Genomic DNA, 24,953 nt, shown 5'->3' on the forward strand with positions numbered 1-24,953 from the left:
CCTTTGAGAGTAGTATAAGAAATTGCGCCAACATCGACAATCCCCTTCACACCGACACCTCCAGTCAAGCGTCGATGCCGCGTCGCTTCGCATCCAACTGCGCCTCGCTTCAAAGAACGTGCGGTGATGCAAAATCGTCCCATCCGCCAGCAGCGTATGAAGCAGCATCATGACGGTGGTGGCTGCCATGAGGTTGGTCATCAGGCGCTGTGGGTTCGATACCGAGACCTCGCCGCAGTGGGCTTCGGTGGGCAATTGGTCTTCCTCGATGAGATCCGGGAACACTTCACCGGGAAACGGCAAGACGGTCTGACCGTGACGGCGCACTCCGACGACGACCTGGCCTTCCCACCCGCTATTTTTGAGATGGGCTAATGGGTAACGGTCAAGGTGTTCCGGGTGCCCCGGCATCGCCACGGCACTGTTGCCGCTGTCGATGTACACGACGTCGGCTCAGTTGCTCGTGCAACAAGCGCCGGGTGCTGCCGTTGTCCACACACGCCACAGCAACTGCGATTGTCTCCTTCGACACATCCAATCCAACGAACTTTGTGATAGTCTTCATAGTAACGGCTACTTTCGCATGTGGCTCTGCACTGTTCTCTCAAGTCTCAGTGTAAACCACGATGTGCGAAACGGAGCCGGTGTCGTTCATTATGACTCGTTTAAGAAGGAAGCCTAGCAGTGCCACGCAAGTGCTCCCATGGTACTTGTCAAACTAAATGCTTTTCCATTGTCCAGGAAGTATCACACCATCCAACATGTACATATTCAAATCGTTCGTACAAACGGCGCGCTGGATTCGTGGGGTCGACACTTAAACATAGCTTTTTATAGCCGTAGTTTCTCGCTTGGACTTCAAGCTCACGCATTAAAGCAGTACCAATCCCTTCGCCACGAAATTCTCCAAGAACAGAAATACCAAGTTCTGGCATTTCATCATCCACGTAACCAAATGGCTCCGATTGGATGATTGTCCTTTTCCGCAATCAGTCCTATATCACCATTCTGTTCTCCCCATCCATCAACATATTTCGAGATGAATGGTTCGTTTATTATTGTTCTTGGAAAGGGTTTCTGTCCTTCAGGCACAAACATGGATTGGTATAGCATCTCCCACAAAAACGGGATGTCGCGTTGTTCGAGACTTCTTATATGAAAATCCACAGAATTTATCACCTATTCTCTGGTAGTTTCCTCATTTCAGGTGCCTCCACATCTATATCCCCTCCTATCCAGAAAAGTATATATGAAATTCGGAATCCTGCTAATTTAACCCGCCCGTTGCCGCCAGAGCGTCGACCACTTGCCAGTGCATCATCAGACACGGTGCACGCCAGAAGGATGCCTATATATTTCCTCAATCATAGCCTTCTTCAGCTCGTGACGAGCACAAAAAAAGCGTGCGGCCTCTTGCCCCACGCCTCCCCCGCCTCGCCACCTGTCACACCCCAAAAAACTTGCCGTTACTTATGGTACGGTTCACCACGCAGAATGCGAATGCCTCGATAGAGTTGCTCAAGCAACACCACACGCGCCATGGCGTGAGGCAACGTCACTCGACCGAGAGACCAGCGAAGCGTTGCGCGCTTGCGGACATCTGCGTGAACTCCCAAGGAACCCCCGATAACGAACACCAATCGGCCATAGCCCGAAGCTGATAACTCTGCGAATTGTCCGCTCCACTCTTCAGAGGACCATGGCTGTCCTGCAATGTCGAGTAAAATCACAGCGTCTCGGTCGCGCAGATGACGCAAAATGCGGTCCGATTCTACGCCCAGTACTTTTTCGCGCTCAGCATTGGACATTTTTTCTGGACATGGCTCATCCGCCACCTCGACCATATCCAATTGAACATAGGCAGAGAGGCGCTTGACGTATTCCGCAAGCGCCTCTCTCCAGTAGCTTTCTCGTATCTTGCCAACCGCAATCACTGCCACTTGCATCCGAAGCAGTCCCACCCTTTATATGCGCCATCGTCTGCGCTAACGCAGGACCGCAGCACTCAATTGAATCACGTTACTGTCCCGCACCACCATCAAATGTCCCTGGACCAATGCCTGGTGCCGAGTCTGGGGCGGGATCGTCCTCGCCATCTCCGTCCACTGTCACACTTCCCCCATTTGGCGCGGTGGTCAGCTTAGTGTCCATTTTCCCAATTTGCAGCTTAAGTTTCAACTCGCGCGAACCGCGGTAGATGCTGAGCGTGGCAACGTCTCCGGGGTGCGTCTGAAAAAGATGAGTACGCAAATCCGCCATGGTCTTGACGGCGTGTCCGTCAATTCCCACGATGACGTCATTTTGTTGTAGCCCGGCGGAACGTGCTTCCGGAGACGTGGCGGATTTCACCCAAACGCCATAATCGACTGGCACGTCTGGCCACCACTGCTCGGGCAGAGTGGAGAGGGAGTAGCCTTCAATGCCAAGCGCAGGATGAATAGCGTGACCCGTCTTCATGAGCTGATTCGCAATCGTCACGACTTCATTCGATGGAATGGCAAATCCCATCCCTTCAAATTCTGGCGCGACAATCTTACTACTATTAATACCCATCACCTGTCCCCGAATATTGACCAGTGGACCGCCACTGTTGCCCGGGTTGATGGCGGCATCGGTCTGAATCACCGTCTGGTAGTCGAGCACCGTATCGGTCTGTGGTTCAGAGACGGGCATGATGCGTTTCGCGGCACTGACAATTCCGGCCGTGACGGAGTCGGCAAAGTCTAATCCCATCGGCGTTCCAATGGCGATGGCCGGTTCTCCAGCCACCAAGTCGTTCGAATTACAGAAGGTAATAGGAGATATCCCCCGTACATCCTGCAAAGGAAGACGAATCACCGCAAGATCGGTGTATGGGTCGGTACCGACCACTTGAGCCTCCACGTGCTTGCCCGACTCCATGACGGCGTTAACTTTGACCGCACCTTCGACCACATGGTTGTTCGTCACCACGTACCCGTACCGCGTATCTTTGTAAAACAGCACACCAGTTCCTACCCCAGATGGCTCCACTTTCGTCTGCTGCGTGAATACGTTGGAGATTTGCGCATAATTCACAATCCCCATGACGGCTGGTTTGACACGCCGGACAGCTTCCGTGATGCCGCTCGAGTAGCCCGCTGAGATAGCCACGGCTTCATGCGGATCCGCTGCCACGTGTGAAGTCACATGCGACGTCATCGACAGCGACGGTTTGGGAGTCTCATCAAAAGACGACGCCTGTACACTGTATGCCAAACTCAAACTTTCCAAAAACGTGAATGCAAGGCTGATCCCGGTCATGATGCGACGAACAGGCTTCCACACATGCCTTCCTTCGGTGCGGTGACTTTGATGCTGCACATCCCTCTGCCGATGACTCCGACCCATTCGATGTCCTGCTTGAGTTTTTCTCATAGCGCCCTCCAGATGGGGATATGGGCACAGTGTCTGCCTCATCCCGATTCTGGAAGTAGGATGTACCAAAAAGCGGCTGTATATGCATCAAATGGCCGAGTCTCGACGCTTTGAGGCATGGGGTAGACAGGTCGCTAAAGGAGTTGGCTCGTAGCGACTGGTGCGATGCAAAGTCACCTGCTCGCCATAGATTGCCTTCGCCTCCGTCAAAATGCTGGAGACGGTCAAGTCTGCAAGGTCTGGCTGATTGTTCTCTTCGCTTAGATGCGCCAAATATACGTCAACTGCTTTATCTCCGAGAACGTCCAGCAATGCAACGGCTGCATCCGTGTTCGAGAGGTGACCCTTGTCCCCCAAAATGCGCCGCTTGACACTCCATGGATAGCGTCCCGCACGCAACATGTCGACGTCATGATTGCTTTCGAAAACATAAGCATCGCAGCCTTCAAGAAGAGATTTGATGTGGTCACTGACGTAACCGAGATCGGTCACCACAGCAAGTCGCATACCGTCTGCATCAAAGCGGTATGCGACCGGCTCCTCCGCGTCATGGGAAACGGTGAACGGTGTCACGCGAATGTCCCCGATGTCATAAGATGCATCGCTATGTACCAGCCGCTCGGGCGGATACTCTTCGAGCGTGGATGCCAAAGCAGACCAGCTTCCCTCTGTGAGGTGCAGAGGAGCGTGCGACTGCTTGAGAACTTGGCGGAGTCCACGAACGTGATCGACATGTTCATGCGTCACAAGGACTGCCGATAAGTCGGAAAATCCAAGGTTGGCGGTCTGCTTCAAACGCAGCGCCAACTGCTTCGCGCTAATTCCGGCATCCAGTAGAATGCGCGTCGACTCGGTCGCTACGAAAATGGCATTGCCGCTACTGCCACTGGCCAGAACACTGAAGGATAACAAGAGACGCCCTCCTAAGACGAAAGATCGACTTCGCCCGTCAAGGCGTTGATGACATAGACCTGCTGTTCGGTCGTAACACGCCATACAGGGAACCAAAAGCGTTCTCGCCCGAGGCTGCTGCTGAGCGTGCCAACCCCTGTTTTTTCTGCGTAACCTAGTTGAATGCTTAAAATCTTATTATCAACGCCGATTGGCGCGTTGTCTACCGACTCTGCTAAACTGTTCAAGGCATCCATGGCCGAAATAACTGGCTTGGCGCGGCCTTGCGGAGTAATGTGGACGATTTCATTTTGGTCATAACTGAGAATCGCTTTCTTGTTTCTGTGAATGGTGATGGCGGCATCAAAAATAGGATAGCCTTGGTACTCCTCGACGTAGGTCACGACGGCCGCACTCTCCGGGGCCGGGTCCGGCACGTACAGATTTCCATGGAGAGCCGTCTTCAAAACATCCGCAGGCTTAATTCCAACCAGCGGCGGTTCGTATTCGACTCGCCAGTAGCCCGTGCGAAGCAACGTCACCGATCCAGCGGACGTGACGACCGAGCGATGACGAATTTTCAAGATGCGCGCACCTGGAAAGATGCCACTCCACATCTGCTCTAACTGCGGACGGGCCTCTTCCGCGCGAAAGGTCGGAATCTCCGGTTGATTCTCTGGTACTTTGGTGGCGAGGATAAAACCGTGATCCGCCAAGACGGTCTTGGTATTGGCCAACAGATCGCTATAAGACTCCACATAGCCGTATGTTTCACGGTGACTTTGGATAATCTGCCAGCCTAAGATAAGGTCCAGCAGTAGAAAGGCGGCAATAAGCCAGTTTTTGGCGACTTCCCAATTCATTGGCCTCCCCCCTTCAAAATGCGACCATTAAATGCGTCAACGACCCACGTGCGGCCTCCTGAAAGTCGAAGAAAATACGCAGGTTGCAAATGCAGCACACTGCCTTTGACTTCTGGATACAGCGCCAGCTTAATCGAGGCAATCGACTGGATGGTGGTTTTGGTCATGTGTTCCTTGAGAACCGCAAGAAGCTTCCAGTTGTCTAGTACCGGGTGCTGCTCGCTCTTAAGTTCCGTTCCGCGCACATTCAACGGTCTCTCGATGGAAGCCACGCGATTGTTGCGAATGGTCACCTGGTACTCATAATTCACCCCAGCAATAGGCAGACCATCGACATAAGGCACAAAACGGACCGTCTCTTCGTTAGACATGGCACTGTCTGTTTGAAAGGCATAGGATGTGCTCGGTCCACCACCATGGTCCTGTAGGAACCTTGTTGCCATACTCAGCGCCGACTGAGAGGTGGAGTGCACGGTTGCGGCATTTGGGTCTTGATAGAGCAAGGTATCGCTCACTTGCGACCATTGCACGGCTCGGCTTCCATCCGTCCAAAGAACCGTCGTTGGATTTTCTTGAATGCGCGTCAACACTTGTGGATTGACAAAAAATGAATGAACGATGGGCAGCACTGGTTCCTCTTCGAGATCCCACGTGCTCGCCGTCCAGACCTGCCCACCCGCCGGAATGTAGCTCGTGCGGTTCTCCGTCATCCAGACGGACCATGGTGTGGTTCGGGTCTCACCCTGCAGAATCGCTGCCATCTGGACGCCATTGATATTGGTTTTTCCTTCATAGTTCGATCCGTCGCTACTCAACCCTAGATAAACCGGACCATTCGCCTTCGTCTGGAACAAGAGCACGGTGCCATCGTAATTGGCCAGTGCGGACGCGTTAAGGTGTGGCAACCAGTATTCCAGCAAGTCATACGTAAGTGGCGTGCCAAAGTCATACTCTACTTGCAGCGTCGTTTTTTCTGGAAAGGTTGCCACCGGTTGCAACTCGCTCACGTCCAACGTGCGCAACTGGTTGAGCCACAGAGCATACGTGGGCGATCCCGGTTGGGCCACAGACACCTCCGCCGCTGACTGAACGGCCAGCACTTCGCGATATGGAGCACTTACCTGTGGCAGAGCAGGTGTCGTGGTTGGTGGTATCGAGAAGGATTCCGTAAATCCAACCTCGGTGGCATTCTCAAAGTTCCCTACCCACAACCAATAACTCAGCAGCAGCGAGACGAGCACGAGGATTGTCAGAAAAATGCTCTTCGCTAGGGCAATGGGACGATGCTTCATGACGATACCTCCTCGCGCTGGAATGGAAGCGTGAGACGTACGGTCGTGCCAACGTCCGGTTCGCTCTCAATGCGAATCAGTCCGCCATGCCTCTCCGTAATTTCGCGCGCTAAGGCGAGGCCTAAGCCAGTACCCCCAGACCGTCTGCTTCGTCCTTTATCCACGCGATAAAAACGTTCGAAGACATGTGGCAAATCCTCTTCGGGGATACCAATACCCGTGTCTTGCACTGCCACTTCGACGTGCTGTTCGTCAACCACCCGTGCCTCCACGCGAACGACTCCACCAGGTGGCGTGTATTTCAAGGCATTCGAGAGCAGGTTGTCGAGCACGCGGTCGAGCATGTCATGATTCCCTAAGACGGTTCCGCTAGGAATTGGGCCAAATTGAAGGTCAATGGAGCGCGATGATGCAGAAATTCGAAATCTCTGACGTGCCGAAGTCAACCATTCCTCCAGCGAAATGGGCTTCTGCTCTCCTACCTGGCCTTGCCTCTCCAAGCCCGACAGTTGCAAGAGGTCACGAGTCAACCGCACCATTCGGTCCGTCTCCTCTCCTACAACATGCAGAAAGTCTTGGCGCACCTCTTCTTCCTCCGCCGTCAAATCGCGCATCGCCTCAATGTACGATTTGACCGACGTGAGCGGAGTGCGAAGCTCATGCGACACATTGGCCACGAAATCGCGCCGGGAGCGATTCAGCTTTTCCTGTTCTGTGACATCGCGCAACACGGCCACATAGCCTTCTTTTTGACCGTCTTGGTAGATGGCGGTGACGTGAATGTGTAAGATGGTCTCCCCCATCTCGCGAACGAGAACGCGTTTCCCAACCGCATCTCCAAGGTCTTCCGACATCAGTTCCATCTTTTCGACTGCGTCTTTGTCTGAAGAGAGCCTCAGCATGTGTCGGGCCGCTTCATTCAGAAAAATCGGCGTCAGCTCAATGTCAAAAGCGACGACTCCGTCGCCCATAGAGGTCATCACAGCGCGAAGCCGCTCCTGCTCACGAAGATTGGACTGAAGTGCATCTTCGAGTTTGGCCGTCAGGTCGTTGATGGCCATAGCCAAGTCGCCAAATTCATCATCCCCACCGACGCGCACACGGCGGCTGAAATCGCCATCTGCCAGCACCCGCGCCTGTCGCGTAACATCCAAAATTGGCCTGGTGATGATACGTGCCAAAACGATACCGAGAATGGCTGCCAAGACAAGAACGAGGGCAGACCCTGTATAGAAAATTCGCGTCACTTCGCGCACTGTGTTGTAGATGGTTTGGATGGGGACGACATACTCCACCACGCCCACAAAGCGGCCATTCGTGGACATGGGAGCGGCAACATCGAGAAGGTGCTCGTTGGACAGCGGATCGAACCGAATCGCGGCAACCGTACGGTGTTGCAGGAGGGCCTGAGTGGACACGGAGTCTGTTCGCTTTTGACCAATGAGGGCCCCACCTGCGGAGGTATCCTCCACGTAACCGTCTCGGTTCAAGATGTAAACGGCGCCATTTAAATATTGCGGTAAGGAAGACAGCATCGAGGAGACCGAATCAAGAGTGCGTTTTCCGGGAGACCCCATTTCGGGAGCCACCAAAATAGACATCAAATGGGCCTGATTTTCCACGGTCTGCGTCTCATTCTGAAGCAACGATGTCGTCAGCGTTCGCACGAAGTACGCGCCGATGAGTTCCAGAGAAAACAGGATGAGAAGCAGCGACACAGCGACCAATTTGAACCGGATACTGCGCCAAAACCGCCTATCGGCGTGCATAGTAACCGACCCCTCGGCGGGTCAATACATATTCTGGGTTGCTCGGGTCGACCTCTAACTTCTCCCGGAGACGGCGGACTGTAACGTCGACCGTGCGTTCATCTCCCATGTAATCCATACCCCACACTTCTGAGAGAAGCTGCTCTCGGGTATACACGAGACCCGGGCGTGAAGCGAGAAACGCCAGAAGTTGAAACTCCCGATGCGTGAGTGGCACGGCATGGCCCTGTTTGCGAACCTCATAGTGAGCGAGATCGATCACGATGTCGTGTAAGTTCAACAGAGAATCGTCCGACTTTTCTTGGACATCGCGCTCCAACTCCACACGGCGGAGGGTCGCCTTGACGCGTGCAATTAACTCGCGCGTGGAAAAAGGCTTTGTCACGTAGTCGTCGGCCCCAAGTTCAAGACCTAAAATCTTGTCCACCTCGGCATCGCGCGCAGTCAGCATAATAATCGGGACACCTGTGAAAGACCGCAACTCTCGACAGACTTCAAACCCATCTTTTTCGGGCAACATGAGGTCCAGCAACACGAGGTCTGGTGTCTCGTCTCGTGCAAGTTGTACCGCTCGATCGCCATCTTCTGCGGAGACGACCACATAGCCTTCGCGTTCCAAGGCAAAACGCAGAATTTTGGAAATCGGCGCCTCATCCTCGACCACCATGATTTTGGACAACCAGACTCCCCCTTTTAGCTGTCGATATATTTCACCCAGATGAAATCGGGATGCGTGATGACTGTCTGATATCGACCCATCTGCGAAAGCAAAAAGTGATACGGGTTGTCGAGTGCTTCTCCTGCCATTGTACCTGAATTGGCGTAGGCAGAAACGTCGAAAACGGGAGGGCCAAACCACCACTGTTTGACGGTGACGTAGGCGCTGACATTCTGCAGAGACCCTTGTACGGCATAAGCAGGAATTTGATAGACGACGGCAAACCTCGACCAAAAAATGAGACCTAGCCCTGCGACAATGAGAATCAAAAATCGCGTCCAAAAGCGAACGCTGCGAAGCATCCGCAACATCCGAATTTGGCGTACGCGCATCTTGCGACGCTTCTGCCTGCGCTGACGACGCCGCTTGAGGCGCTGCTGATATTCTTTACGGCCGATGCTGTCTACGTCAGCGGTGGTCATGACGCCCCATGCGCCCTCTCCAAATTGACAAATTTGTTGTAGTTCTTGAGAAAGACCAGTTCCACTTTTCCAGTTGGGCCATTGCGCTGTTTGGCGATGATGATTTCAATAATGTTCTTCTTTTCTGACTCTGGGTCATAGTAGTCATCGCGATACAGAAAGGCGACAATATCTGCATCTTGTTCAATGCTTCCGGACTCGCGAATATCCGACAGCATCGGCCGCTTGTCTTGCCGCTGCTCCACGGAGCGACTGAGCTGTGCCAATGCGACAATAGGAACTTCCAACTCGCGGGCTAGCCCCTTCAGAGTCCGAGATATTTCGGAGATTTCTTGCTGGCGATTCTCTCCTGAGGAGCGTCTACCTTGTATCAACTGGAGATAATCAATGACCACGAAGCCAAGACCGTGTTCTAGTTTCAAACGCCGGAGCTTGCTGCGCATCTCCGAAACGGTGATGCCAGGACTGTCGTCAATGTAGATGGGAGCGTTGGAGAGTGTACTGACACCCATCGAAAGTTTCGGCCAGTCCTCATCGTCCAAAGTCCCATTTCTGAGTTTGTGTCCGTCAATGTAAGCCTCAGCGCAGAGCATGCGCTGGACCAATTGGTCTTTGGACATCTCTAAGGAAAAAATAGCTACCGGTAAGCCTGCGCGAACCGCCACATTTTGCCCGACATTGAGCGCAAATGCGGTTTTGCCAACCGAAGGTCGGGCCGCCACGATGATAAGGTCTGATTTTTGAAAGCCACTCGTCATGTGGTCCAATTCGCTATAGCCAGTGGGCACACCTGTGAGTTGCCCCTCGCTTGCATAAAGCTGCTCAATTCGATCGAACGTGGATTCTAGGACATCGGAAATATGGGTGAAGTCTCGAGCTTTTCTATATTGAGACAACTCCAAAATTCGCCGCTCTGCTTCAGCGAGCAGTTCGGACGCAGTTTGTTCGCTGTCATAGCCTTGCTCTGCAATTTGAGTGGAGACGGCAATGATTCGGCGCATTAACGCTTTTTCTTTAATGATATTGGCGTACTGGACCGTATGGAGCGCGGTGGGAATCGATGCAGCCAACTCAGCAATGTATTCCACGCCGCCGACACTTTCCAAAGTTGCCTCATCTGCGGTCAGTGCAGCCGTCGTGGTAATGACATCGATGGGTTGACCATCTTGGTATAGTCGTTGCATCGCCGAAAAGACAACGCGATGGGCGGTTCGATAAAAGTCGTCCGGCTCCAGCAATTCGACGGCTTCCGCGACGGCATCCGTAGAAATGAGCATAGCCCCGAGGACTGCTTGCTCGGCTTCCACCTGTTGTGGAGGCAACCGCACATCAGAAGCGTTCATCCGAGCGCTCTGGGGCGACATTGTGCTCGAAAAGTCAGCCACCAACGGCCCCCCCTTTCCCACCATTTCTACTCGTGAGTCCCCGGGCGACGCGCGAGCCCCTCGTCTGATGTTTGAGTTGCGTTCGTGAAACGCCTATGCACAACCGTCCGAGCATGACAAGTCATTCAGACTCTGTCTGAACGTGAATCTTGAGCGTAGTCGTAACCTCTGGATGCAATTTGACTTGAACATCGTGAAACCCAAGGGTCTTGATTGGGTCATGAAGCAAGATTTTCTTTTTGTCGACTGGAAACCCTGTCTCGTGAAGAGAGTCAGCGATGTGCTTCGTCGTAATCGCTCCAAACAGTCGACCACCCTCACCAGCCTGAACGCGCAACAAAACTTCTCGCCCTTCCAGTTGTGCCGCAAGTGCTTTGGCCTCAGCCAATTCATGCGCTTGTTTCTTCTGGACATTGTCTTTCTGTCTCTTCAATTGCTGCAAGGCAGCATCCGTTGCTTCGACCGCCAATCCCTTCGGTAAAAGAAAATTTCGCGCATATCCCTCTGAGACTTCTTTCACTTCCCCTTGACGGCCTTGCCCTTTGACGTCCTGTAACAGAATGATTTTCACAACTAGACCTCCCATCGAACCCTGTCACGCCGCATTAAAGAGAAAAGCGGCGATGAACGGCGGTGATTTTATCTTCTAAGCCAGAGTCTTCAGAAGCCCGCGTCACTAATGCTTCCCGCACTTCGCGGTCAAGCCCCGTGCAGGAAATGCCCATTTCTTGCCCGAGGAGATAAGACGTGGCCACCAACCTACCGAGGGAGCGCGCGAGTTCCGCTTCTCCTCCTTGATGGACATCGCGAAGAACCTCGGCTACTTCCGACACCAAGTCTACCCTCAAAGACTCCAGCAACTGTAGCTGGCGGGCAAAATGCATTTGTGGATCGCGCTGCGACACGCCGGCTCCCTCCGCTTCCACCATGGACGCGTTCCCTGCCTGACTCAGGGCCGCACCCTTTGCATCGCCGATAATCTCAACAGCCTCTATTTCCACGGCGACGCCCCCGTTTCCTGCAACCGGGCGACAGGAGTTGGCGAAACGACATAAGCGAAAGCCGCACCAATATCCGGTGCGGCCACAATGCCATCGAAACATCGAAATGCCAACCTCCGTATCGGAGGTCGTCATTCTTCTCTTTACTCAGTTGTATAAGGCATTAAGGCAATCTGACGAGCTCTTTTGATAGCAATCGTCACTTGCCGTTGATGCCGTGCGCAGTTACCAGATATGCGGCGCGGAAGGATTTTGCCACGCTCTGTGAGAAATTTATTAAGTCGACCGATATCTTTGTAGTCGGCTTGATTAATCTTATCCACACAGAACTGGCAAACCTTACGACGCTTACCGCCACGTCCCTTTCGCGGCATAAAACTCACTCCCCGTCGTATGTTATGCGATGAACAGAACAAGCATCTGCAAATATCCCCGACTTCCCCTTAAAAAGGCAGGTCGTCGTCTGAAATATCCATCATGTTGCCATCATCCGCAAATGGATCGTCTTCAAATGCAGGTTTAGAGGTCTCCGGCCGTCGCGGCGCGCTGGCACTAGCCGGCCTCGGCGGTGCACTCATTTGTCCGTCGCGAGGAGAAGATTCGCCGCGGTCAAGGAAGCGTACCGACTCGGCAACCACCTCAGCCACACGAACTTTTTGCCCTTCGCGATTTTCATAGGAACGAATTTGCAGTCTCCCGTCGACCGCAGCCAAGCGGCCCTTGTGCAAATATTGGGCGACCGTCTCGGCTTGTTTTTGCCAAACAACAATATTAATAAAATCTGTCTCTCGCTCACCAGCTTGATTGGTCCGTGGACGGTCAACCGCTAAAGTAAAGCTCGCGACAGCAGTTCCGCTGTTGGTGTAGCGCAGTTCAGGGTCTTGCGTCAATCGTCCAATGAGTACAACCCGGTTTAACATCCATATCCCCTCCGATGAGTGTTACTCGCCGAGGCGGACAGTCATATATCGAAGCACATTGTCTTCGATTCGCATGACTCGCTCCAGCTCTTGTGTCACATCGGTGTCGGTTGAAAACTGCATGAGAACGTAAAATCCTTCGCGATGATGATCAATCTCGTAAGCCAATCGACGTTTGCCGATTTCCTGCACTTGGTCCAATTGACCACCGTGCTCTGTTACGAGGGACTGATATTTCGCGACCAGTGCTGAAACCTGTTCTGTATCCAGTTCTGGTTTCAAGATGTACATCGTTTCGTACTGTCGCATCCCTGTCACCTCCTTTTGGGCTTTGGCCCCACGTCTCGCGTGGAGCAAGGATAGGCATGTGAGTGCCAAGATTTGATTATACTGCAACGCCACTACTTGGGCAAGCATGAATTGGGCTCGACGACAAAACGCTGTCTATCTTAAAGGGACCGCAAGCACTCACAACATTTCTTCCGCACCAGAAAACACATGTCAAGTTGCAGTCATGTACAAGTCAGAGACGAGTACCTGACTAGACGTTAAATCGAAACTGAACAACATCCCCATCTTGAACAACGTAGTCCTTCCCCTCTAAACGCAACTTTCCAGCTTCTCGAGCGGCGGAATAGCTACCTGTAGTGAGTAGGTCATGACAAGAAACAACTTCAGCTCGAATGAATCCACGCTGAAAATCACTATGAATTACGCCGGCTGCTTCGGGGGCTTTGGTCCCCTGGCGGATAGTCCATGCGCGGACTTCCTTTTCACCCGCTGTAAAATAAGTGGCAAGCCCGAGCAAATGATAGGCGGCGCGCGTCAACTTATCTAGCCCAGACTCGTCAATCCCCAAATCCGTAAGGAAGGCTACTTTCTCCTCCGCGTCGAATTCGCTAATTTCTGACTCTAACTGGGCGGAAACCACAATCACTTCGGCACCTTCACGTTCTGCGTGACCGCGTACCACTTGAACGTGCGAATTCTCATCGGATAGGCTGACCTCGTCCTCATGCACATTGGCGACATAGAGAACTGGTTTGTTCGTCAACAAATGTAGGTCACGAAGGACATCGCGCTCCTCGTCGGTCAAGTCGACAGTTCTGGCAGGCAATCCGTCAGACAGTGCCGCATCAATACGCTCAAGCGCCGCAATTTCTGTCGCATAGCGTTTGTCACCTGTTTTCAGATTCTTTTTGGACCGCTCCAGCCGCCTTTGCACAGTCTCCAGGTCTGCGAGAGCCAGTTCTACTTGGATAGTTTCAATATCCCGCAGCGGATTGACTGACCCAGCCACATGTGTCACATCCGGGTCTTCAAAACAACGAACCACATGTACAATCGCGTCCACTTCGCGAATGTGACCCAAAAATTTGTTACCCAGTCCCTCCCCTTGGCTTGCCCCCGAAACAAGACCTGCGATGTCGACAAATTCGAAAGCCGTAGGCACAATGCGCTTTGGATGCACAATTTGGGCCAGTTGCTCAAGTCGCTCATCGGGCACTTCAACTACGCCGACATTAGGGTCAATCGTGCAGAATGGATAGTTAGCTGCTTCTGCACCGGCTTTGGTGATGGCGTTAAACAGTGTGGACTTACCGACATTCGGGAGACCTACGATTCCTGCCTGAAGTGGCATCGTTACACCTCTACTTTCTCGAATGACAATGCACAGTATAGAATTGCATTTCTCGCTTAGACAATAACGAGCAGAACAGATAACATGTGATTTTGTGAATTCGCGCAAAAAAGCGTCAATCTCGTCGCATGTGTGTTGTAGGACAGATAAACTGGGCAACAAGCACGTAGATGAAATTGCAGATTTGTGGCACACTAGCGTAGAGGAGGTGAGAAGCGTGCTTAAGCGATTGATGCGAAAGCTCCGTGTTCGAAAGTTGAACCCACAAGCGCTCGCCGCGCGAACGCTGTCGAGCCAACACGAAGGTTCATCGTCCCGTCCCAGATTCCCTCTTGCTTCTTGAGCCAGTCACTACACGCCTAGTCACATTTCACCCATGACTGCCGCGGTCGCCGCTTTACTCGTCTTCATTGGTCGTGGTGACCAGATGTACCTCACATTCGCAATCATATTGTGCCGACTGGTCACCGAGGTCTGCGAGCGTGTTTGGCGTCAAATCGTTGATGGTCTGCGTACTGGACCACCAGCCCGATTCGAGTAGAACGGCGTCGCGATTCCCATCCTCAAAGAGTGCAGCTATCGCTTCCATCGAGCCGCGCTCATTAAATACTCGTACAATGTCTCCCGCCTCTATGTTTCGAGCTCTCGCAGCGTCCCGATGGAGCACAATCGTCGGCATCTTTGGAAGCAAGGGAAAGTCGGCATGCTGCGAGTTCTCGCTTTTGCGTGGATGACTACTGATGAGGGTCAAGGGATACTCGCCGCGCTTACGGGCAGGGGCAACGTAGGTTGCCGTGGACGGATGTCCATCGGCCTCGGCCCGTGTCGAATAAAATTCAAAACGTCCACTCGGCGTTGGAAAATCCCCATCGCCAAAGCATACATCTGAAGTTGGGGTTTGCACAAATCCCTTCTCACGAAATTCATTGAAGTTTTCTCCGGCGTCTTCCAGTGGCTGAAAAGCTTGCCGCAACCACAATTCGGGCCAACCATCGTAAACTTCCCCTACCCCCATACGAAGCGCCAGCTCTCTAAAAATCTGCCAATCAGGCTTGGCTTCGCCGCGCGCTGGAACGACTGGATGCACGTATCCCGCAAAAGAATGCCACATGGTCGTAAAGGCAATATCTTCTTCTTCAAGAACATTCGTACAAGGTAGCACATAATCGGCAAATTCTGCGGTTCTCGTCATAAATTGATCAATCACCACTTTGCAGCGCACCTTCGCCAGCGCACGCTCTAGACGCTTCGTATTAGGTACCTGAGTCAGCGGATTCGTTCTCGTGACAACCATCGTGCTGATAGGCGGTTCGGCCGTTTCCAGTGCCTCCGCCAAACGGCCCCGGCTAAACTCGCGAACATCCGCTCCATGGCGGCGGCTGAGAATATCCTGGTCAAAATATTGTCCCATCTCGCGATTGGCATACTGCACCCCGCCGCCAGGTTTGCCAACCTGGCCCGTGGCTGCAGCGAGCGCGTCGATGCAGCGAACGGCTTGTCCACCGCCGGCGTAGCGCTGTAGCCCAATACCCAACAGAGTGGCGACAGGACCTCCACGCCCATACCAGTCCGCGAGTTGCTCGGCTTGCTCCAAGCCCACCTCGCACTCGCGAAGGAGTTCTGCGACGCTGGTTTTCGCTAAGACGGTCGCTAGTTCCGTCCATCCGGTCGATCTCGTTGCGAGAAATTCCGTATCCAGCCACCTGTGTTCGATACACAGTTTGAGTACTGCGAAGGCAAGAGCCCCGTCCGTGCCGGGCCGTGGCGTAATTCGCAAGTGCGCACGCCTGTCGACATCGGTCGGCAAAGGATTAATGACTACCAAACGCGCTCCAGCATCGAGTGCGGCCCGGATAAAGGGCATTATGTGCATATTCGTGACGGGCGCGTTGCGCCCCCAGAGGACGATGACTGAACTGTTCAACAGATCCTCCGGGGCATGACTGCGGGCCTGCCCGAAGTCGTAGTTTTGCGCCTTCAAACCAGCGTCCCAGCACAGGCTTCCCACCGTCTCGGTGCCGCCTCCGAGAGCATAAAAAAATCGCTGATTCAAGTTTTTCAAAACCGTCCCCGATCCCCAGTCGTAGCAATGCATCAAGCCATGATGCCCGTCCTCAGAGAGTGTTCTGCGAATTTCAGCCGTAATTTCATCAAGTGCCTGCGACCAAGAGATATCTTCCCAACCCATGGGAGTCCTCTTCCTCGGTTTCAACAGTCGATCCGCTGCGTACAGCCGATCCGCCAATCGACGCCCTCGTCCGCAAATGGTTCCACGGGTAATCGGGTGTTCTGGATTTCCCTCTAACTTCACCACACGGCCATCGTCCACGGTAGCCAGAAATGCACAGGCGTCATAACAGTCCAATGGGCAAGCCGTCTTAATCTGCGTGCTCATGATGGGTCCTCCTCACCGTGCGGTGGCACTTCTATCGTTCGCACCATCCGGTCGAAGCGAGCTCTAGGAATGAGCACACTGTGCCCACAGGCTTGACACTTAATGCGAATGTCCATGCCCATGCGAATGACCTGCCAGCGATTTGTGCCGCAGGCATGAGGCTTTTTCATGGTGACAATGCTGTTTAAATCATAGGTTGGGGTCATCTTCGACCTCCTGCACCGGACTGTGGTTTGCTCTACATCATAGCATAAGTGGGCTGGAGTGGATAAGCCGAAACACAAACCCCACGAAATGCGAGCAAAGTGGCAGGAGTAGGCCCAGCGGATGCACCCATGAGTGAAGAGGTTGAAACAGCGTGAGAGAGGCTAGAAAAGCGGAACTCAACAGGGTAATTACGGCCCCGACCAACACGGCGAGGAGATTGCGAGACAATGTTGGAGCGGTCCGTGGGCGACTACTTAGATCCGTGTCCCAGAGCGCCTCACGAAGCCGTGAGAGGAGAACAAAGCAACCAAACGTCGTCAGTGAAGCAGCAAAAGTCAAACCCACTTCAAAGACCTGTTTGGCAACGCGCTGTACATTCGCGTGGGTCAATCCGAACGCCCCGGTCGATATGACTTTGTCCCCAAGAAATTGAGTGAAGACCGCAATATCGCCCGCCTCGGGGTGTAAATGGAGAGAGAGCCATGCGGTGATGGCTGCAGCGGTCATGGGATTCCACAAAGGAATCCACCCGCTGAAAGCCCAACCGATGTAGGCAGCAGCGAGTATGCCCGCCATCACCCCCAAAATCCGATCCGCAGAATATCGCCGCAACCATAGACTTAGCCAGAGAAATTCAGAGACCAATAGGAAGTCCGTAGACCTGCACCTCCAGTACACTCCACTATAGTTCGAGTCTATGAAAGACAAGGTATAGAAGATGTCCCTGGAACGTATACTGGGAATACTTCGCGAAGGTGCGGTTGTGCAAAGGGGCTGGGGGAAGTCGTGGAATCGACGGAACGGATGGATTACACTTGGCGCATCCCATACGATGATGCCTGTGCAATAGAGCGATTAGAATTGGCGTTAGACAAGGTTTTTGCGAGTCCCACCATCCACAACATCCTCATCGTCTGCGTCGGTACGGATAGGTCTACAGGGGACGCCTTCGGTCCAATCGTCGGAAGCCAATTGTCTGGAGCGACCAACCTACCATTTGTGCGAGTTCTGGGAACTTTGGAGAATCCAGTTCATGCCGTCAACTTGAGTTCTACCCTGAACGAGGTTCGTACCAATTACGCGGTCCCCCCGTTCATTTTGGCAATCGATGCGTGCCTCGGTAAGTTCGATCACGTTGGACACATCACACTAGAACCCGGACCGCTTCGTCCTGGAGCCGGGGTGAAGAAGAACTTACCGGAATTCGGAGACGTGACCTTGACGGGGGTGGTCAACGTCAGTGGTTTTATGGAGTATTTTGTACTTCAGAACACGCGCCTTGGCATCGTGATGAAGATGTCGGAGGTTGTGGTACAAGCAATCCGTAACAGCCTGTGGAAATTACAGGTGCGCCACAACATGCGCACCCTGCCTTTGTAAAGTTCGAAAACGGGCCGAAGAGCGAGAGCGTCTCACTCGTTATGACGACTCTGCTCTTTCGCACGGATGACTTTTTGTTCCTCTGCGGTCAAAGTATAAGGAGACTGTCCTGCTTCGATAGGCTTTCCATAAGTATGGGACTCTTCGCGGCCGTAGATGGAACTAAGGACGACTCCATTGTTTGCGTCGTCTAGAAAGGCGACCGAGTAGCTGAGATCATTGCCAGATTCACCAAATCCATTGTATCGAACCAGGCGCGGCGTACTGACTTTGGATTGAAGGGCTTGCTTCAATCCGACGACCTGAGACTGTAAATGCTCGAGCTCACTCTCCATCTTTTTTACGGCAAGGACTGTGCTCTCGTAGACTGCTTCAAGGTCGGCAGACGAATGAATAGATTTCCAACGTTTGTTTTGTTTGCGCAGTCGCCGCAGCGATGCCATCAGACTAAAGACGAAAATGAGAGCTATCACGGCGAGTAGCACAGCACCTGCCGCTACCATCCAAAGATATTGCTGCGGAATCAGAGAAGACACTTGTGACAATCTCCTTTCGTTAACGAGGCCTGAAGAACCCCGAGACAACAGAGTAACCCGATGACATTTTAATGAAAGACATGTGTGGTCCACTGCATCATGATAGGCCAATACACTTTGAGCGTTGGGGCTATCAGAAGCGCAGGAAGTAGATTGGCCACCTGCACTTTTTTCAAGCCATATAAATTGGCTGCAATGGCGATCAAAAGTAGCCCGCCGGTGGCTATGAGACAGTCCATCGCAGATGCGTTGTCAATGTGACTCCCAACAAGGTGAGCGACTAATGCAATGCCGCCCTCGTACAAAAATACCGGAAGGGCTGCAAACGCCACGCCAATGCCCAAGGTAGACGAGAAGACGACGGCTGTAATGCCATCTAGGACGGATTTTGCCAACAACGTTTGCGGATTGTCATTCAATCCGTTTTGAAGTGCACCAACGATGGCCATGGACCCAATACAGAAGAGCAAAGTTGATGCGACGAATGCTTCGGAGACAGGCCCTTTGCTTATCCTCTTTGTCCAGATTTCCATTTTATCGCCAAAGCGCAGCAGACGATTTTCAATCTGCAACCACTCACCCATCAATCCGCCTAAGACCACAGAGATAATGATGTACAGTATGTCTTTTTGGTCTTGTAGAGCCATGCCAAGACCAATCAACAGTACGCACAGTGCTAATCCCTGAGTGATGGTGGTACGCATGCCGTCCGGAATGCGTGGGAGTATGGTTCCCAATCCAGCACCAATGATGATGGCAAAGGCGTTCACCATGGATCCTAAGAGAAACAAACTCATCCACCATCCTGGTTGGAAATCAACAACTGAAGAATCCGTTCGAGGTCATCTTCGGAGAAGTACTCGATTTCTATCTTACCTTTTGATTTGCCTGATTGAATTCGAACCGATGTCCCCAGATAGTCTCGTACCTGGTCTTCATAGATTTTATACCGCATATCCAGCTTTTTTTCGGGCGTTTCACGTGAAACACGATTCTTCGGTTCATAGATCAGAGTCTCTAAACGGCGAACGCTCCAATCCTGTCGAATCACTTGCTCGGCCAATTCTTCCTGCAGATCTGGTTTGTCCACCGCTAAAAGGGCTCGTGCATGCCCCATAGACAATGTTCCACGTGAAACATGTTCACGTACTCTTTCTGGCAATTGTAGTAAACGCATCATGTTCGCCACATGGCTCCGGCTTTGACCCACGCGTTTCGCCAGTTGCTCCTGTGTATAGCCGCAACGCTCCATTAACTGCGAATAGGCTTCCGCTGTCTCCATTGGATTAAGATTTGCTCTTTGGAGATTTTCAATAATGGCAATTTCCATCAACTGAACATCGCTCAACTCGCGAACAATAGCTGGAATTAATTTTAAACCGCAGATCTTTGCCGCCCGAAAACGACGTTCTCCAGCAACAATATCGTAACCTTGAATCGTACTCTTCCGAACAACAATTGGCTGCAATATCCCATGTTCCTCGATAGAATGAGCCAGTTCTTGCAGTTTTTCATCGTCAAACTCCCGCCGCGGCTGATACGGATTGGGACGCAAGTCTCTCAAGTCAATTGACACAATGGCATCTGCACTCGTTTCATGTTGGGGAATCAACGCATCGAGACCTCTACCCAACACACGCTTACTCACATCGAATCACTTCCCTAGCCAGGTCCATATAGCTCTCGGCACCACGGGATTTCGGATCATAGTGGATAATCGGTCTACCATGGCTAGGAGCTTCACTCAACCGAACATTGCGGGGAATCACTGTTTGATAGACCTTGTCGCGGAAGAACTTCTTGACATCTTCAATGACTTGAAGCCCTAAGTTTGTTCGTGCATCTAACATGGTCAACACAACACCTTCCACTTCCAGAGATGTGTTTAAATGCCTCTGCACGAGTCGGATGGTATTGAGCAACTGACTCAACCCCTCCAACGCATAGTACTCGCACTGGATAGGAATTAATACAGAATCCGCTGCCGTCAGCGCATTCACGGTGAGCAATCCCAAAGACGGCGGGCAATCAATCACAATGTAGTCGTAATGTGCTCGCATGCTTTGAACTGCTCTCCTTAATCGCACTTCTCGCGAAATGGTTGGCACTAATTCAATCTCAGCTCCAGCTAATTGAATCGTCGCTGGCAACAACGATAAATTGTCCAATCCGGAAGGCAATACGGCTTCTTCAATAGCAACATCATTGATAATGACATCGTAAACGCAATACCGAACATCCGCCTTGTTGATGCCGATTCCTGAAGTGGTGTTGCCTTGAGGGTCAATGTCGATCAGTAAAACCTTTTTCCCCAGACTGGCCAGACAGGCACCCAAGTTAACAGCGGTCGTAGTTTTACCCACCCCGCCTTTCTGGTTGGCAATAGCGATAACCCGTCCACCCGACACAAAAAATCCCCCTTAACCTCAACCCAAATACGCAACTACCATTCTACTGCAAAGTTCGGGTTAAGAGGGAAGATTGGTAGCAAAATTATCACAGAAATCGAATGGCATTGGCAGTCATCCCGACTTGTTGTTCTTTGGAACACGAATTTTAAATTCATAGAATAACTCTTCGTCCTGTTCTTCGACTTCCACAGTCAATCCGTTTTTCTCAATCAATTCAAGTGACTGACGAATCGTGTTGACGGCCAAGCGAACATCTCTTGACAACCCGCGCCTGCGTGGCTTCCGCTGGGGTTCTTGCTCCAGACGTTTCAGCATACGCTGCACTTGCTCTTCCATTTGCTTGACATTCCAACTTTTCGCTAAACACTCGTTGAGCAGCTGAATTTGCAAATCTTCAGCAGGTAGCGCAAGCAGTGCCCGAGCATGTCGCTCTGTAATTTGACGCGCCAACAATGCCTGCTGAACCATGTCTGGCAAATGCAAAAGACGAAGTTTGTTGGCAATCGTTGACTGTCCCTTGCCCAGTCTTTGCGCCAAACTCTCCTGAGTCAGTCCATGCAACTCGAGCAATTGCTGATAGGCTACCGCTTCTTCAATCGGCGTTAAGCCCTCTCTCTGCAAATTCTCGATAAGAGCGGCAGACGCTGTCTGTGCATCGTTCATGTCTCTCACAATCGCCGGAATGGTGGTCCAACCCAAAGACTTTACTGCGCGCCAGCGCCTCTCGCCGGCAATTAATTCGTAACCAGTGGCTTTGCGACGGACGACAATTGGCTGGATGACTCCATGAGTGTGAATGGTTTTAGCCAGCTCTTGAATGGCACCATCATCAAACACGGTGCGCGGCTGATAGGGATTGGAGACAATACTCTCCACATCTAATTCAACCACACTGGTTGTCGATGCGTATTCGCGGCTCACGAACTTACCCCACGCTTCTTTCATCATTGACCCTAAGCCTCCAATGGATATACCTCGGCCATATCGCGACAGGTCAGCAATTCCACACTTCGATTTTCATTTCCTTCTGAGCGACAAAGGTTCTTAAAATGCGACAACAACCCTCATCAACCGCGTTCCTAAACTCAACAACTCCTGTCAACTAATGGGCTCTTTCGACGGAATTCCCGCTCGTCGCGGATAGCGTTTGGCAATCTGTCCGTGTCTCTGAAACCAAAGAATTCGCCGTTCCCCCATCCCCGCCGACAATTCCATCTGAGAACATTCAACCAGTCTCAAATTCAACACACTCAAAGCTTTTTCACTCTCATCCAATTCCTCTTGCACAGACGGTCCTTTGTACATACACACGAATCCATCGCTACGAACCAGCGGTGCAAGATATTCTGCAAGCACATTCACTTTGGCTACCGCACGAGACAGTGCAACATCGAACTTCCCTCGATATTCCTGGCTTTGGCCGACGTCTTCCGCCCGCGCATGGACGACCTCAACAGTGTGCAACTGCAACTCTTTCGCGACCATTTCGAGAAACCCTACTCTTTTTTGGAGCGAGTCAACAAGCGTATAACGATGTGCAGGAAACAAAATTGCCAGGGGAATACCGGGAAATCCCGCTCCGCTGCCAATGTCAACCACACGTCTCTTCGATGTCATCTGCGCTTTCCACGTACTCGTATATTGGGGAAGCAGACTGTCTTCAAAGTGTTTAATCCGAACCTCATCCCAATCGGTGATGGAAGTCAAATTCATTTTTTGATTCCACTTCAACAACAGGTCAAAATACATTCGAAACTTTTCCTCGACATCATCCATTCGCTGCTCCTGACTCTCCATTCACCTGCCCACTCCCATTCGAGCGTTGTGACCAAGACTCTAGCGCAATCAGTAAAATTGAAACGTCCGCCGGAGTCACCCCAGAAATGCGAGACGCCTGTCCAATCGTGCGAGGTCGCACAGCCGTGAGCTTTTCTCTCGCCTCCATCGACAGCCCCAAGATGCTGGAAAACTCCATGGATGCAGGTATCTCGCGCTGCTCTAAACGCCGCTGACGCGCTACCTCCATCTCTTGTTTCCCAATATAACCGGAATATTTCGTTTGTATTTCGACTTGCTCCACAACTTCTTGCCATAGCTCCTCATCGACTTTCGCTGGTTTGCCAGAATGGTTCTCTTCTCCCGCAGCCAGCATGGACTCAAGGTGCTCATACTTTACTTCTGGTCGTTTCAGCAGTTGTTCCACAGACACTGGTTCTTCAATGGCGGGAGACTGTAGCGTCGCCAGCACAGCATTGACCTCGGACGGACGCACTTTCGCCCGTTTGACTCGCTGAATCTCATGCTCCACCAAATCTCGCTTCTTCATCATTCGAGCGTGCTTCTCCGGCGACAAAAGCCCGATTTCCCTGCCAATCTCCATCAATCTTAAGTCCGCATTGTCGTGTCGCAACAACAACCGATACTCTGCTCGAGACGTCAGTAGTCGATACGGCTCATTCGTTCCCTTCGTCACCAAATCGTCCACCATGACCGCGATATAAGCGTCCGATCTCGCTAAAATCACAGGTGGCAATCCTTTGGCTTTCCGCGCCGCATTGATTCCTGCCATGATGCCTTGCCCCGCGGCTTCTTCATAGCCGGACGTTCCATTAATCTGCCCTGCGGGAAATAGACCCTCTACTTCTTTGGACTCTAAGCTCGGTTTTAATTGCGTGGGAACAATAGCATCATATTCAATCGCGTAGCCCGGCCTTAACATCTCCACGTGTTCCAGACCAGGGATCGTCCGTAGCACCTTTAGTTGAACATCTTGCGGCAAACTGGTCGATAAGCCTTGTACATACCACTCTGCGGTGGTCGGACCTTCCGGCTCTAAGAAAATTTGATGGCTGGGGCGCTCGCGAAAGCGCACCACCTTGTCTTCGATACTTGGGCAATAACGCGGACCGGTTCCCTGAATTTCTCCCGAATACATAGGGGCTCGGTCCAAGTTCTCCATAATGATGTCGTGCGTATCTTGATTGGTATAGGTTAAATAACAATCCACCTGCTGGCGCGACGGAATATCCGAGGAAAAAGAAAAATGTTGCGGACGCTCATCCCCCGGTTGCGTAGAGAGATGATCAAATCGAATCGAATTGCGATTCACCCGCGGTGGCGTTCCAGTTTTGAAGCGAACCAATTCAAAACCGAGATCGAGCAAGCTTTGTGTCAGTAAAAGGGCTGGCATCTGGCCATTGGGTCCGCTCTCATAGTTCACTTCCCCGATGAAGATACGTCCACGCAAATACGTACCCGTCGTCAACACAATCGACTTCGCGACATATTCCATGCCACTCTTTGTCACAACGGATCGAACGCAGCCGTTCTCCGTCCGTATCTCATCGACCATTCCCTGCAACAAATGGAGATTCTCCGTAGACTCTAAAGTCTCTTTCATGAGACGTCCGTACAGCGCTTTGTCAGCCTGCGCGCGAAGAGCCTGAACTGCCGGCCCTTTTCCAGTATTCAACATCCGCATTTGAATGTAACTACGGTCAATGGCTGCTGCCATCTCTCCACCGAGTGCGTCAATCTCGCGAACTACGATACCCTTCGCTGGCCCGCCGATGGACGGATTGCATGGCATGTACGCCACGGTGTCGAGATTGATGGTCAACAATAACGTACGGCAACCCATTCGAGCCGAAGCGAGCGCCGCCTCACATCCTGCATGCCCGGCGCCAATGACAATCACTTCGTACTCCCCACCAAAAAAGCGCATT

27 protein-coding genes and 1 pseudogene are annotated in these 24,953 nt (G+C 52.2%); 1 reads left to right on the plus strand and 27 read right to left on the minus strand.

Features of this window, described 5'->3' with window-relative positions:
* From M4I36_RS07790 to M4I36_RS07885, 20 genes and pseudogenes are all read right to left on the minus strand, one after another.
* Positions 1 to 444, minus strand: a pseudogene (locus M4I36_RS07790) (hypothetical protein); the annotation flags it as partial.
* Positions 445 to 713: 269 nt separating this feature from the next.
* On the minus strand, positions 714 to 947 hold the full coding sequence (locus M4I36_RS07795) for a GNAT family N-acetyltransferase (protein ID WP_258111173.1): 234 nt from the start codon (positions 945 to 947) through the stop codon (positions 714 to 716).
* Positions 948 to 1,466: 519 nt separating this feature from the next.
* Positions 1,467 to 1,946: a 23S rRNA (pseudouridine(1915)-N(3))-methyltransferase RlmH gene (gene rlmH / locus M4I36_RS07800; RefSeq protein WP_258111174.1), complete on the minus strand. Its 480-nt coding sequence runs from the start codon at positions 1,944 to 1,946 to the stop codon at positions 1,467 to 1,469.
* A gap of 73 nt (positions 1,947 to 2,019) precedes the next feature.
* Positions 2,020 to 3,396: a S1C family serine protease gene (locus M4I36_RS07805; protein ID WP_258111175.1), complete on the minus strand. Its 1,377-nt coding sequence runs from the start codon at positions 3,394 to 3,396 to the stop codon at positions 2,020 to 2,022.
* 87 nt (positions 3,397 to 3,483) lie between these two features.
* On the minus strand, positions 3,484 to 4,308 hold the full coding sequence (locus M4I36_RS07810; protein ID WP_258111176.1) for an MBL fold metallo-hydrolase: 825 nt from the start codon (positions 4,306 to 4,308) through the stop codon (positions 3,484 to 3,486).
* Positions 4,309 to 4,319: 11 nt separating this feature from the next.
* Positions 4,320 to 5,150: a two-component system regulatory protein YycI gene (gene yycI, locus M4I36_RS07815; RefSeq protein WP_258111177.1), complete on the minus strand. Its 831-nt coding sequence runs from the start codon at positions 5,148 to 5,150 to the stop codon at positions 4,320 to 4,322.
* On the minus strand, positions 5,147 to 6,442 hold the full coding sequence (locus M4I36_RS07820) for a hypothetical protein (protein WP_258111178.1): 1,296 nt from the start codon (positions 6,440 to 6,442) through the stop codon (positions 5,147 to 5,149). The genes yycI and M4I36_RS07820 overlap by 4 nt, the downstream gene beginning before the upstream one ends.
* Complete coding sequence (locus M4I36_RS07825; RefSeq protein ID WP_258111179.1) at positions 6,439 to 8,211, minus strand: cell wall metabolism sensor histidine kinase WalK; 1,773 nt, start codon at positions 8,209 to 8,211, stop codon at positions 6,439 to 6,441. Before M4I36_RS07825 ends, M4I36_RS07820 begins: the two co-directional genes overlap by 4 nt.
* Positions 8,198 to 8,878, minus strand: coding sequence for a response regulator transcription factor (locus M4I36_RS07830; RefSeq protein ID WP_258111207.1), 681 nt, complete (start codon positions 8,876 to 8,878; stop codon positions 8,198 to 8,200). The genes M4I36_RS07825 and M4I36_RS07830 overlap by 14 nt, the downstream gene beginning before the upstream one ends.
* A gap of 26 nt (positions 8,879 to 8,904) precedes the next feature.
* The gene (locus M4I36_RS07835) at positions 8,905 to 9,351 is read right to left on the minus strand and encodes a hypothetical protein (RefSeq protein ID WP_258111180.1); all 447 of its coding nucleotides are present in this window, start codon (positions 9,349 to 9,351) and stop codon (positions 8,905 to 8,907) included.
* Positions 9,348 to 10,694 (minus strand): replicative DNA helicase, encoded by a 1,347-nt coding sequence (gene dnaB, locus M4I36_RS07840; RefSeq protein WP_258111208.1) that lies wholly within the window; start codon positions 10,692 to 10,694, stop codon positions 9,348 to 9,350. The genes M4I36_RS07835 and dnaB overlap by 4 nt, the downstream gene beginning before the upstream one ends.
* 163 nt (positions 10,695 to 10,857) lie before the next feature.
* Entirely contained in the window at positions 10,858 to 11,307 is a 450-nt protein-coding gene (rplI, locus tag M4I36_RS07845) for a 50S ribosomal protein L9 (RefSeq protein WP_258111181.1), read from the minus strand.
* A gap of 34 nt (positions 11,308 to 11,341) precedes the next feature.
* Positions 11,342 to 11,839 (minus strand): MazG-like family protein, encoded by a 498-nt coding sequence (locus tag M4I36_RS07850; protein WP_258111182.1) that lies wholly within the window; start codon positions 11,837 to 11,839, stop codon positions 11,342 to 11,344.
* Between the two features lie 41 nt (positions 11,840 to 11,880).
* On the minus strand, positions 11,881 to 12,111 hold the full coding sequence (gene rpsR / locus M4I36_RS07855) for a 30S ribosomal protein S18 (RefSeq protein WP_258111183.1): 231 nt from the start codon (positions 12,109 to 12,111) through the stop codon (positions 11,881 to 11,883).
* A 69-nt stretch (positions 12,112 to 12,180) separates the two neighbouring features.
* Positions 12,181 to 12,657: a single-stranded DNA-binding protein gene (gene ssb, locus M4I36_RS07860; RefSeq protein WP_258111184.1), complete on the minus strand. Its 477-nt coding sequence runs from the start codon at positions 12,655 to 12,657 to the stop codon at positions 12,181 to 12,183.
* Positions 12,658 to 12,678: 21 nt separating this feature from the next.
* Positions 12,679 to 12,966 carry a 30S ribosomal protein S6 gene (gene rpsF / locus M4I36_RS07865; RefSeq protein WP_258111185.1) on the minus strand — a complete coding sequence of 96 codons (288 nt, stop codon included), beginning with the start codon at positions 12,964 to 12,966 and terminating at the stop codon, positions 12,679 to 12,681.
* Between the two features lie 232 nt (positions 12,967 to 13,198).
* Positions 13,199 to 14,299: a redox-regulated ATPase YchF gene (ychF, locus tag M4I36_RS07870; protein WP_258111186.1), complete on the minus strand. Its 1,101-nt coding sequence runs from the start codon at positions 14,297 to 14,299 to the stop codon at positions 13,199 to 13,201.
* Positions 14,300 to 14,696: 397 nt separating this feature from the next.
* Positions 14,697 to 16,694, minus strand: coding sequence for a molybdopterin-containing oxidoreductase family protein (locus M4I36_RS07875; protein ID WP_258111187.1), 1,998 nt, complete (start codon positions 16,692 to 16,694; stop codon positions 14,697 to 14,699).
* Positions 16,691 to 16,900, minus strand: coding sequence for a DUF951 domain-containing protein (locus M4I36_RS07880; RefSeq protein WP_258111188.1), 210 nt, complete (start codon positions 16,898 to 16,900; stop codon positions 16,691 to 16,693). The genes M4I36_RS07875 and M4I36_RS07880 overlap by 4 nt, the downstream gene beginning before the upstream one ends.
* A 37-nt stretch (positions 16,901 to 16,937) precedes the next feature.
* Positions 16,938 to 17,477 carry a hypothetical protein gene (locus M4I36_RS07885; RefSeq protein WP_258111189.1) on the minus strand — a complete coding sequence of 180 codons (540 nt, stop codon included), beginning with the start codon at positions 17,475 to 17,477 and terminating at the stop codon, positions 16,938 to 16,940.
* Positions 17,478 to 17,687: 210 nt separating this feature from the next.
* Here M4I36_RS07885 and yyaC point away from each other — a divergent pair, with 210 nt between their 5' ends.
* Positions 17,688 to 18,281 carry a spore protease YyaC gene (gene yyaC / locus M4I36_RS07890; RefSeq protein WP_258111190.1) on the plus strand — a complete coding sequence of 198 codons (594 nt, stop codon included), beginning with the start codon at positions 17,688 to 17,690 and terminating at the stop codon, positions 18,279 to 18,281.
* 32 nt (positions 18,282 to 18,313) lie between these two features.
* Here yyaC and M4I36_RS07895 read toward each other — a convergent pair whose 3' ends face one another.
* The 7 genes from M4I36_RS07895 to mnmG all read right to left on the minus strand — a co-directional run bounded on the left by M4I36_RS07895 (position 18,314) and on the right by mnmG (position 24,952).
* Entirely contained in the window at positions 18,314 to 18,817 is a 504-nt protein-coding gene (locus M4I36_RS07895; protein ID WP_258111191.1) for a DUF4446 family protein, read from the minus strand.
* A 68-nt stretch (positions 18,818 to 18,885) separates the two neighbouring features.
* Positions 18,886 to 19,608, minus strand: coding sequence for a DUF554 domain-containing protein (locus tag M4I36_RS07900; RefSeq protein ID WP_258111192.1), 723 nt, complete (start codon positions 19,606 to 19,608; stop codon positions 18,886 to 18,888).
* Positions 19,609 to 19,610: 2 nt separating this feature from the next.
* Positions 19,611 to 20,465 carry a ParB/RepB/Spo0J family partition protein gene (locus M4I36_RS07905; protein ID WP_258111193.1) on the minus strand — a complete coding sequence of 285 codons (855 nt, stop codon included), beginning with the start codon at positions 20,463 to 20,465 and terminating at the stop codon, positions 19,611 to 19,613.
* Positions 20,458 to 21,225: a ParA family protein gene (locus M4I36_RS07910; protein WP_258111194.1), complete on the minus strand. Its 768-nt coding sequence runs from the start codon at positions 21,223 to 21,225 to the stop codon at positions 20,458 to 20,460. Before M4I36_RS07910 ends, M4I36_RS07905 begins: the two co-directional genes overlap by 8 nt.
* Positions 21,226 to 21,339: 114 nt before the next feature.
* The gene (gene noc, locus M4I36_RS07915) at positions 21,340 to 22,173 is read right to left on the minus strand and encodes a nucleoid occlusion protein (RefSeq protein WP_258111209.1); all 834 of its coding nucleotides are present in this window, start codon (positions 22,171 to 22,173) and stop codon (positions 21,340 to 21,342) included.
* Positions 22,174 to 22,326: 153 nt separating this feature from the next.
* A complete protein-coding gene (gene rsmG / locus M4I36_RS07920) occupies positions 22,327 to 23,025 on the minus strand; it encodes a 16S rRNA (guanine(527)-N(7))-methyltransferase RsmG (RefSeq protein ID WP_258111195.1) in 699 nt (232 codons plus the stop codon).
* On the minus strand, positions 22,997 to 24,952 hold the full coding sequence (gene mnmG / locus M4I36_RS07925) for a tRNA uridine-5-carboxymethylaminomethyl(34) synthesis enzyme MnmG (protein ID WP_258111196.1): 1,956 nt from the start codon (positions 24,950 to 24,952) through the stop codon (positions 22,997 to 22,999). Before mnmG ends, rsmG begins: the two co-directional genes overlap by 29 nt.
* Position 24,953 lies beyond the last annotated feature (1 nt).

This window comes from Alicyclobacillus sp. SP_1 (assembly GCF_024706985.1).
Taxonomy (GTDB): domain Bacteria; phylum Bacillota; class Bacilli; order Alicyclobacillales; family Alicyclobacillaceae; genus Alicyclobacillus_I.

What these genes read in the sequence shown, in the direction of transcription:
- M4I36_RS07805 (WP_258111175.1), bottom strand. Translation starts at nt 3,396, where the DNA reads ATGAGAAAAACTCAAGCAGGACATCGAATGGGTCGGAGTCATCGGCAG.
- M4I36_RS07835 (WP_258111180.1), bottom strand. Translation starts at nt 9,351, where the DNA reads ATGACCACCGCTGACGTAGACAGCATCGGCCGTAAAGAATATCAGCAG.
- rpsR (WP_258111183.1), bottom strand. Translation starts at nt 12,111, where the DNA reads ATGCCGCGAAAGGGACGTGGCGGTAAGCGTCGTAAGGTTTGCCAGTTC.
- ssb (WP_258111184.1), bottom strand. Translation starts at nt 12,657, where the DNA reads ATGTTAAACCGGGTTGTACTCATTGGACGATTGACGCAAGACCCTGAA.
- rpsF (WP_258111185.1), bottom strand. Translation starts at nt 12,966, where the DNA reads ATGCGACAGTACGAAACGATGTACATCTTGAAACCAGAACTGGATACA.
- M4I36_RS07830 (WP_258111207.1), bottom strand. Translation starts at nt 8,878, where the DNA reads ATGGTGGTCGAGGATGAGGCGCCGATTTCCAAAATTCTGCGTTTTGCC.
- yycI (WP_258111177.1), bottom strand. Translation starts at nt 5,150, where the DNA reads ATGAATTGGGAAGTCGCCAAAAACTGGCTTATTGCCGCCTTTCTACTG.
- M4I36_RS07820 (WP_258111178.1), bottom strand. Translation starts at nt 6,442, where the DNA reads ATGAAGCATCGTCCCATTGCCCTAGCGAAGAGCATTTTTCTGACAATC.
- M4I36_RS07850 (WP_258111182.1), bottom strand. Translation starts at nt 11,839, where the DNA reads ATGTTTCGATGGCATTGTGGCCGCACCGGATATTGGTGCGGCTTTCGC.
- M4I36_RS07875 (WP_258111187.1), bottom strand. Translation starts at nt 16,694, where the DNA reads ATGAGCACGCAGATTAAGACGGCTTGCCCATTGGACTGTTATGACGCC.
- noc (WP_258111209.1), bottom strand. Translation starts at nt 22,173, where the DNA reads ATGAAAGAAGCGTGGGGTAAGTTCGTGAGCCGCGAATACGCATCGACA.
- mnmG (WP_258111196.1), bottom strand. Translation starts at nt 24,952, where the DNA reads ATGCGCTTTTTTGGTGGGGAGTACGAAGTGATTGTCATTGGCGCCGGG.
- rsmG (WP_258111195.1), bottom strand. Translation starts at nt 23,025, where the DNA reads ATGGAGAGTCAGGAGCAGCGAATGGATGATGTCGAGGAAAAGTTTCGA.
- dnaB (WP_258111208.1), bottom strand. Translation starts at nt 10,694, where the DNA reads ATGAACGCTTCTGATGTGCGGTTGCCTCCACAACAGGTGGAAGCCGAG.
- M4I36_RS07825 (WP_258111179.1), bottom strand. Translation starts at nt 8,211, where the DNA reads ATGCACGCCGATAGGCGGTTTTGGCGCAGTATCCGGTTCAAATTGGTC.
- M4I36_RS07885 (WP_258111189.1), bottom strand. Translation starts at nt 17,477, where the DNA reads ATGGCGGGCATACTCGCTGCTGCCTACATCGGTTGGGCTTTCAGCGGG.
- rlmH (WP_258111174.1), bottom strand. Translation starts at nt 1,946, where the DNA reads ATGCAAGTGGCAGTGATTGCGGTTGGCAAGATACGAGAAAGCTACTGG.
- M4I36_RS07880 (WP_258111188.1), bottom strand. Translation starts at nt 16,900, where the DNA reads ATGACCCCAACCTATGATTTAAACAGCATTGTCACCATGAAAAAGCCT.
- ychF (WP_258111186.1), bottom strand. Translation starts at nt 14,299, where the DNA reads ATGCCACTTCAGGCAGGAATCGTAGGTCTCCCGAATGTCGGTAAGTCC.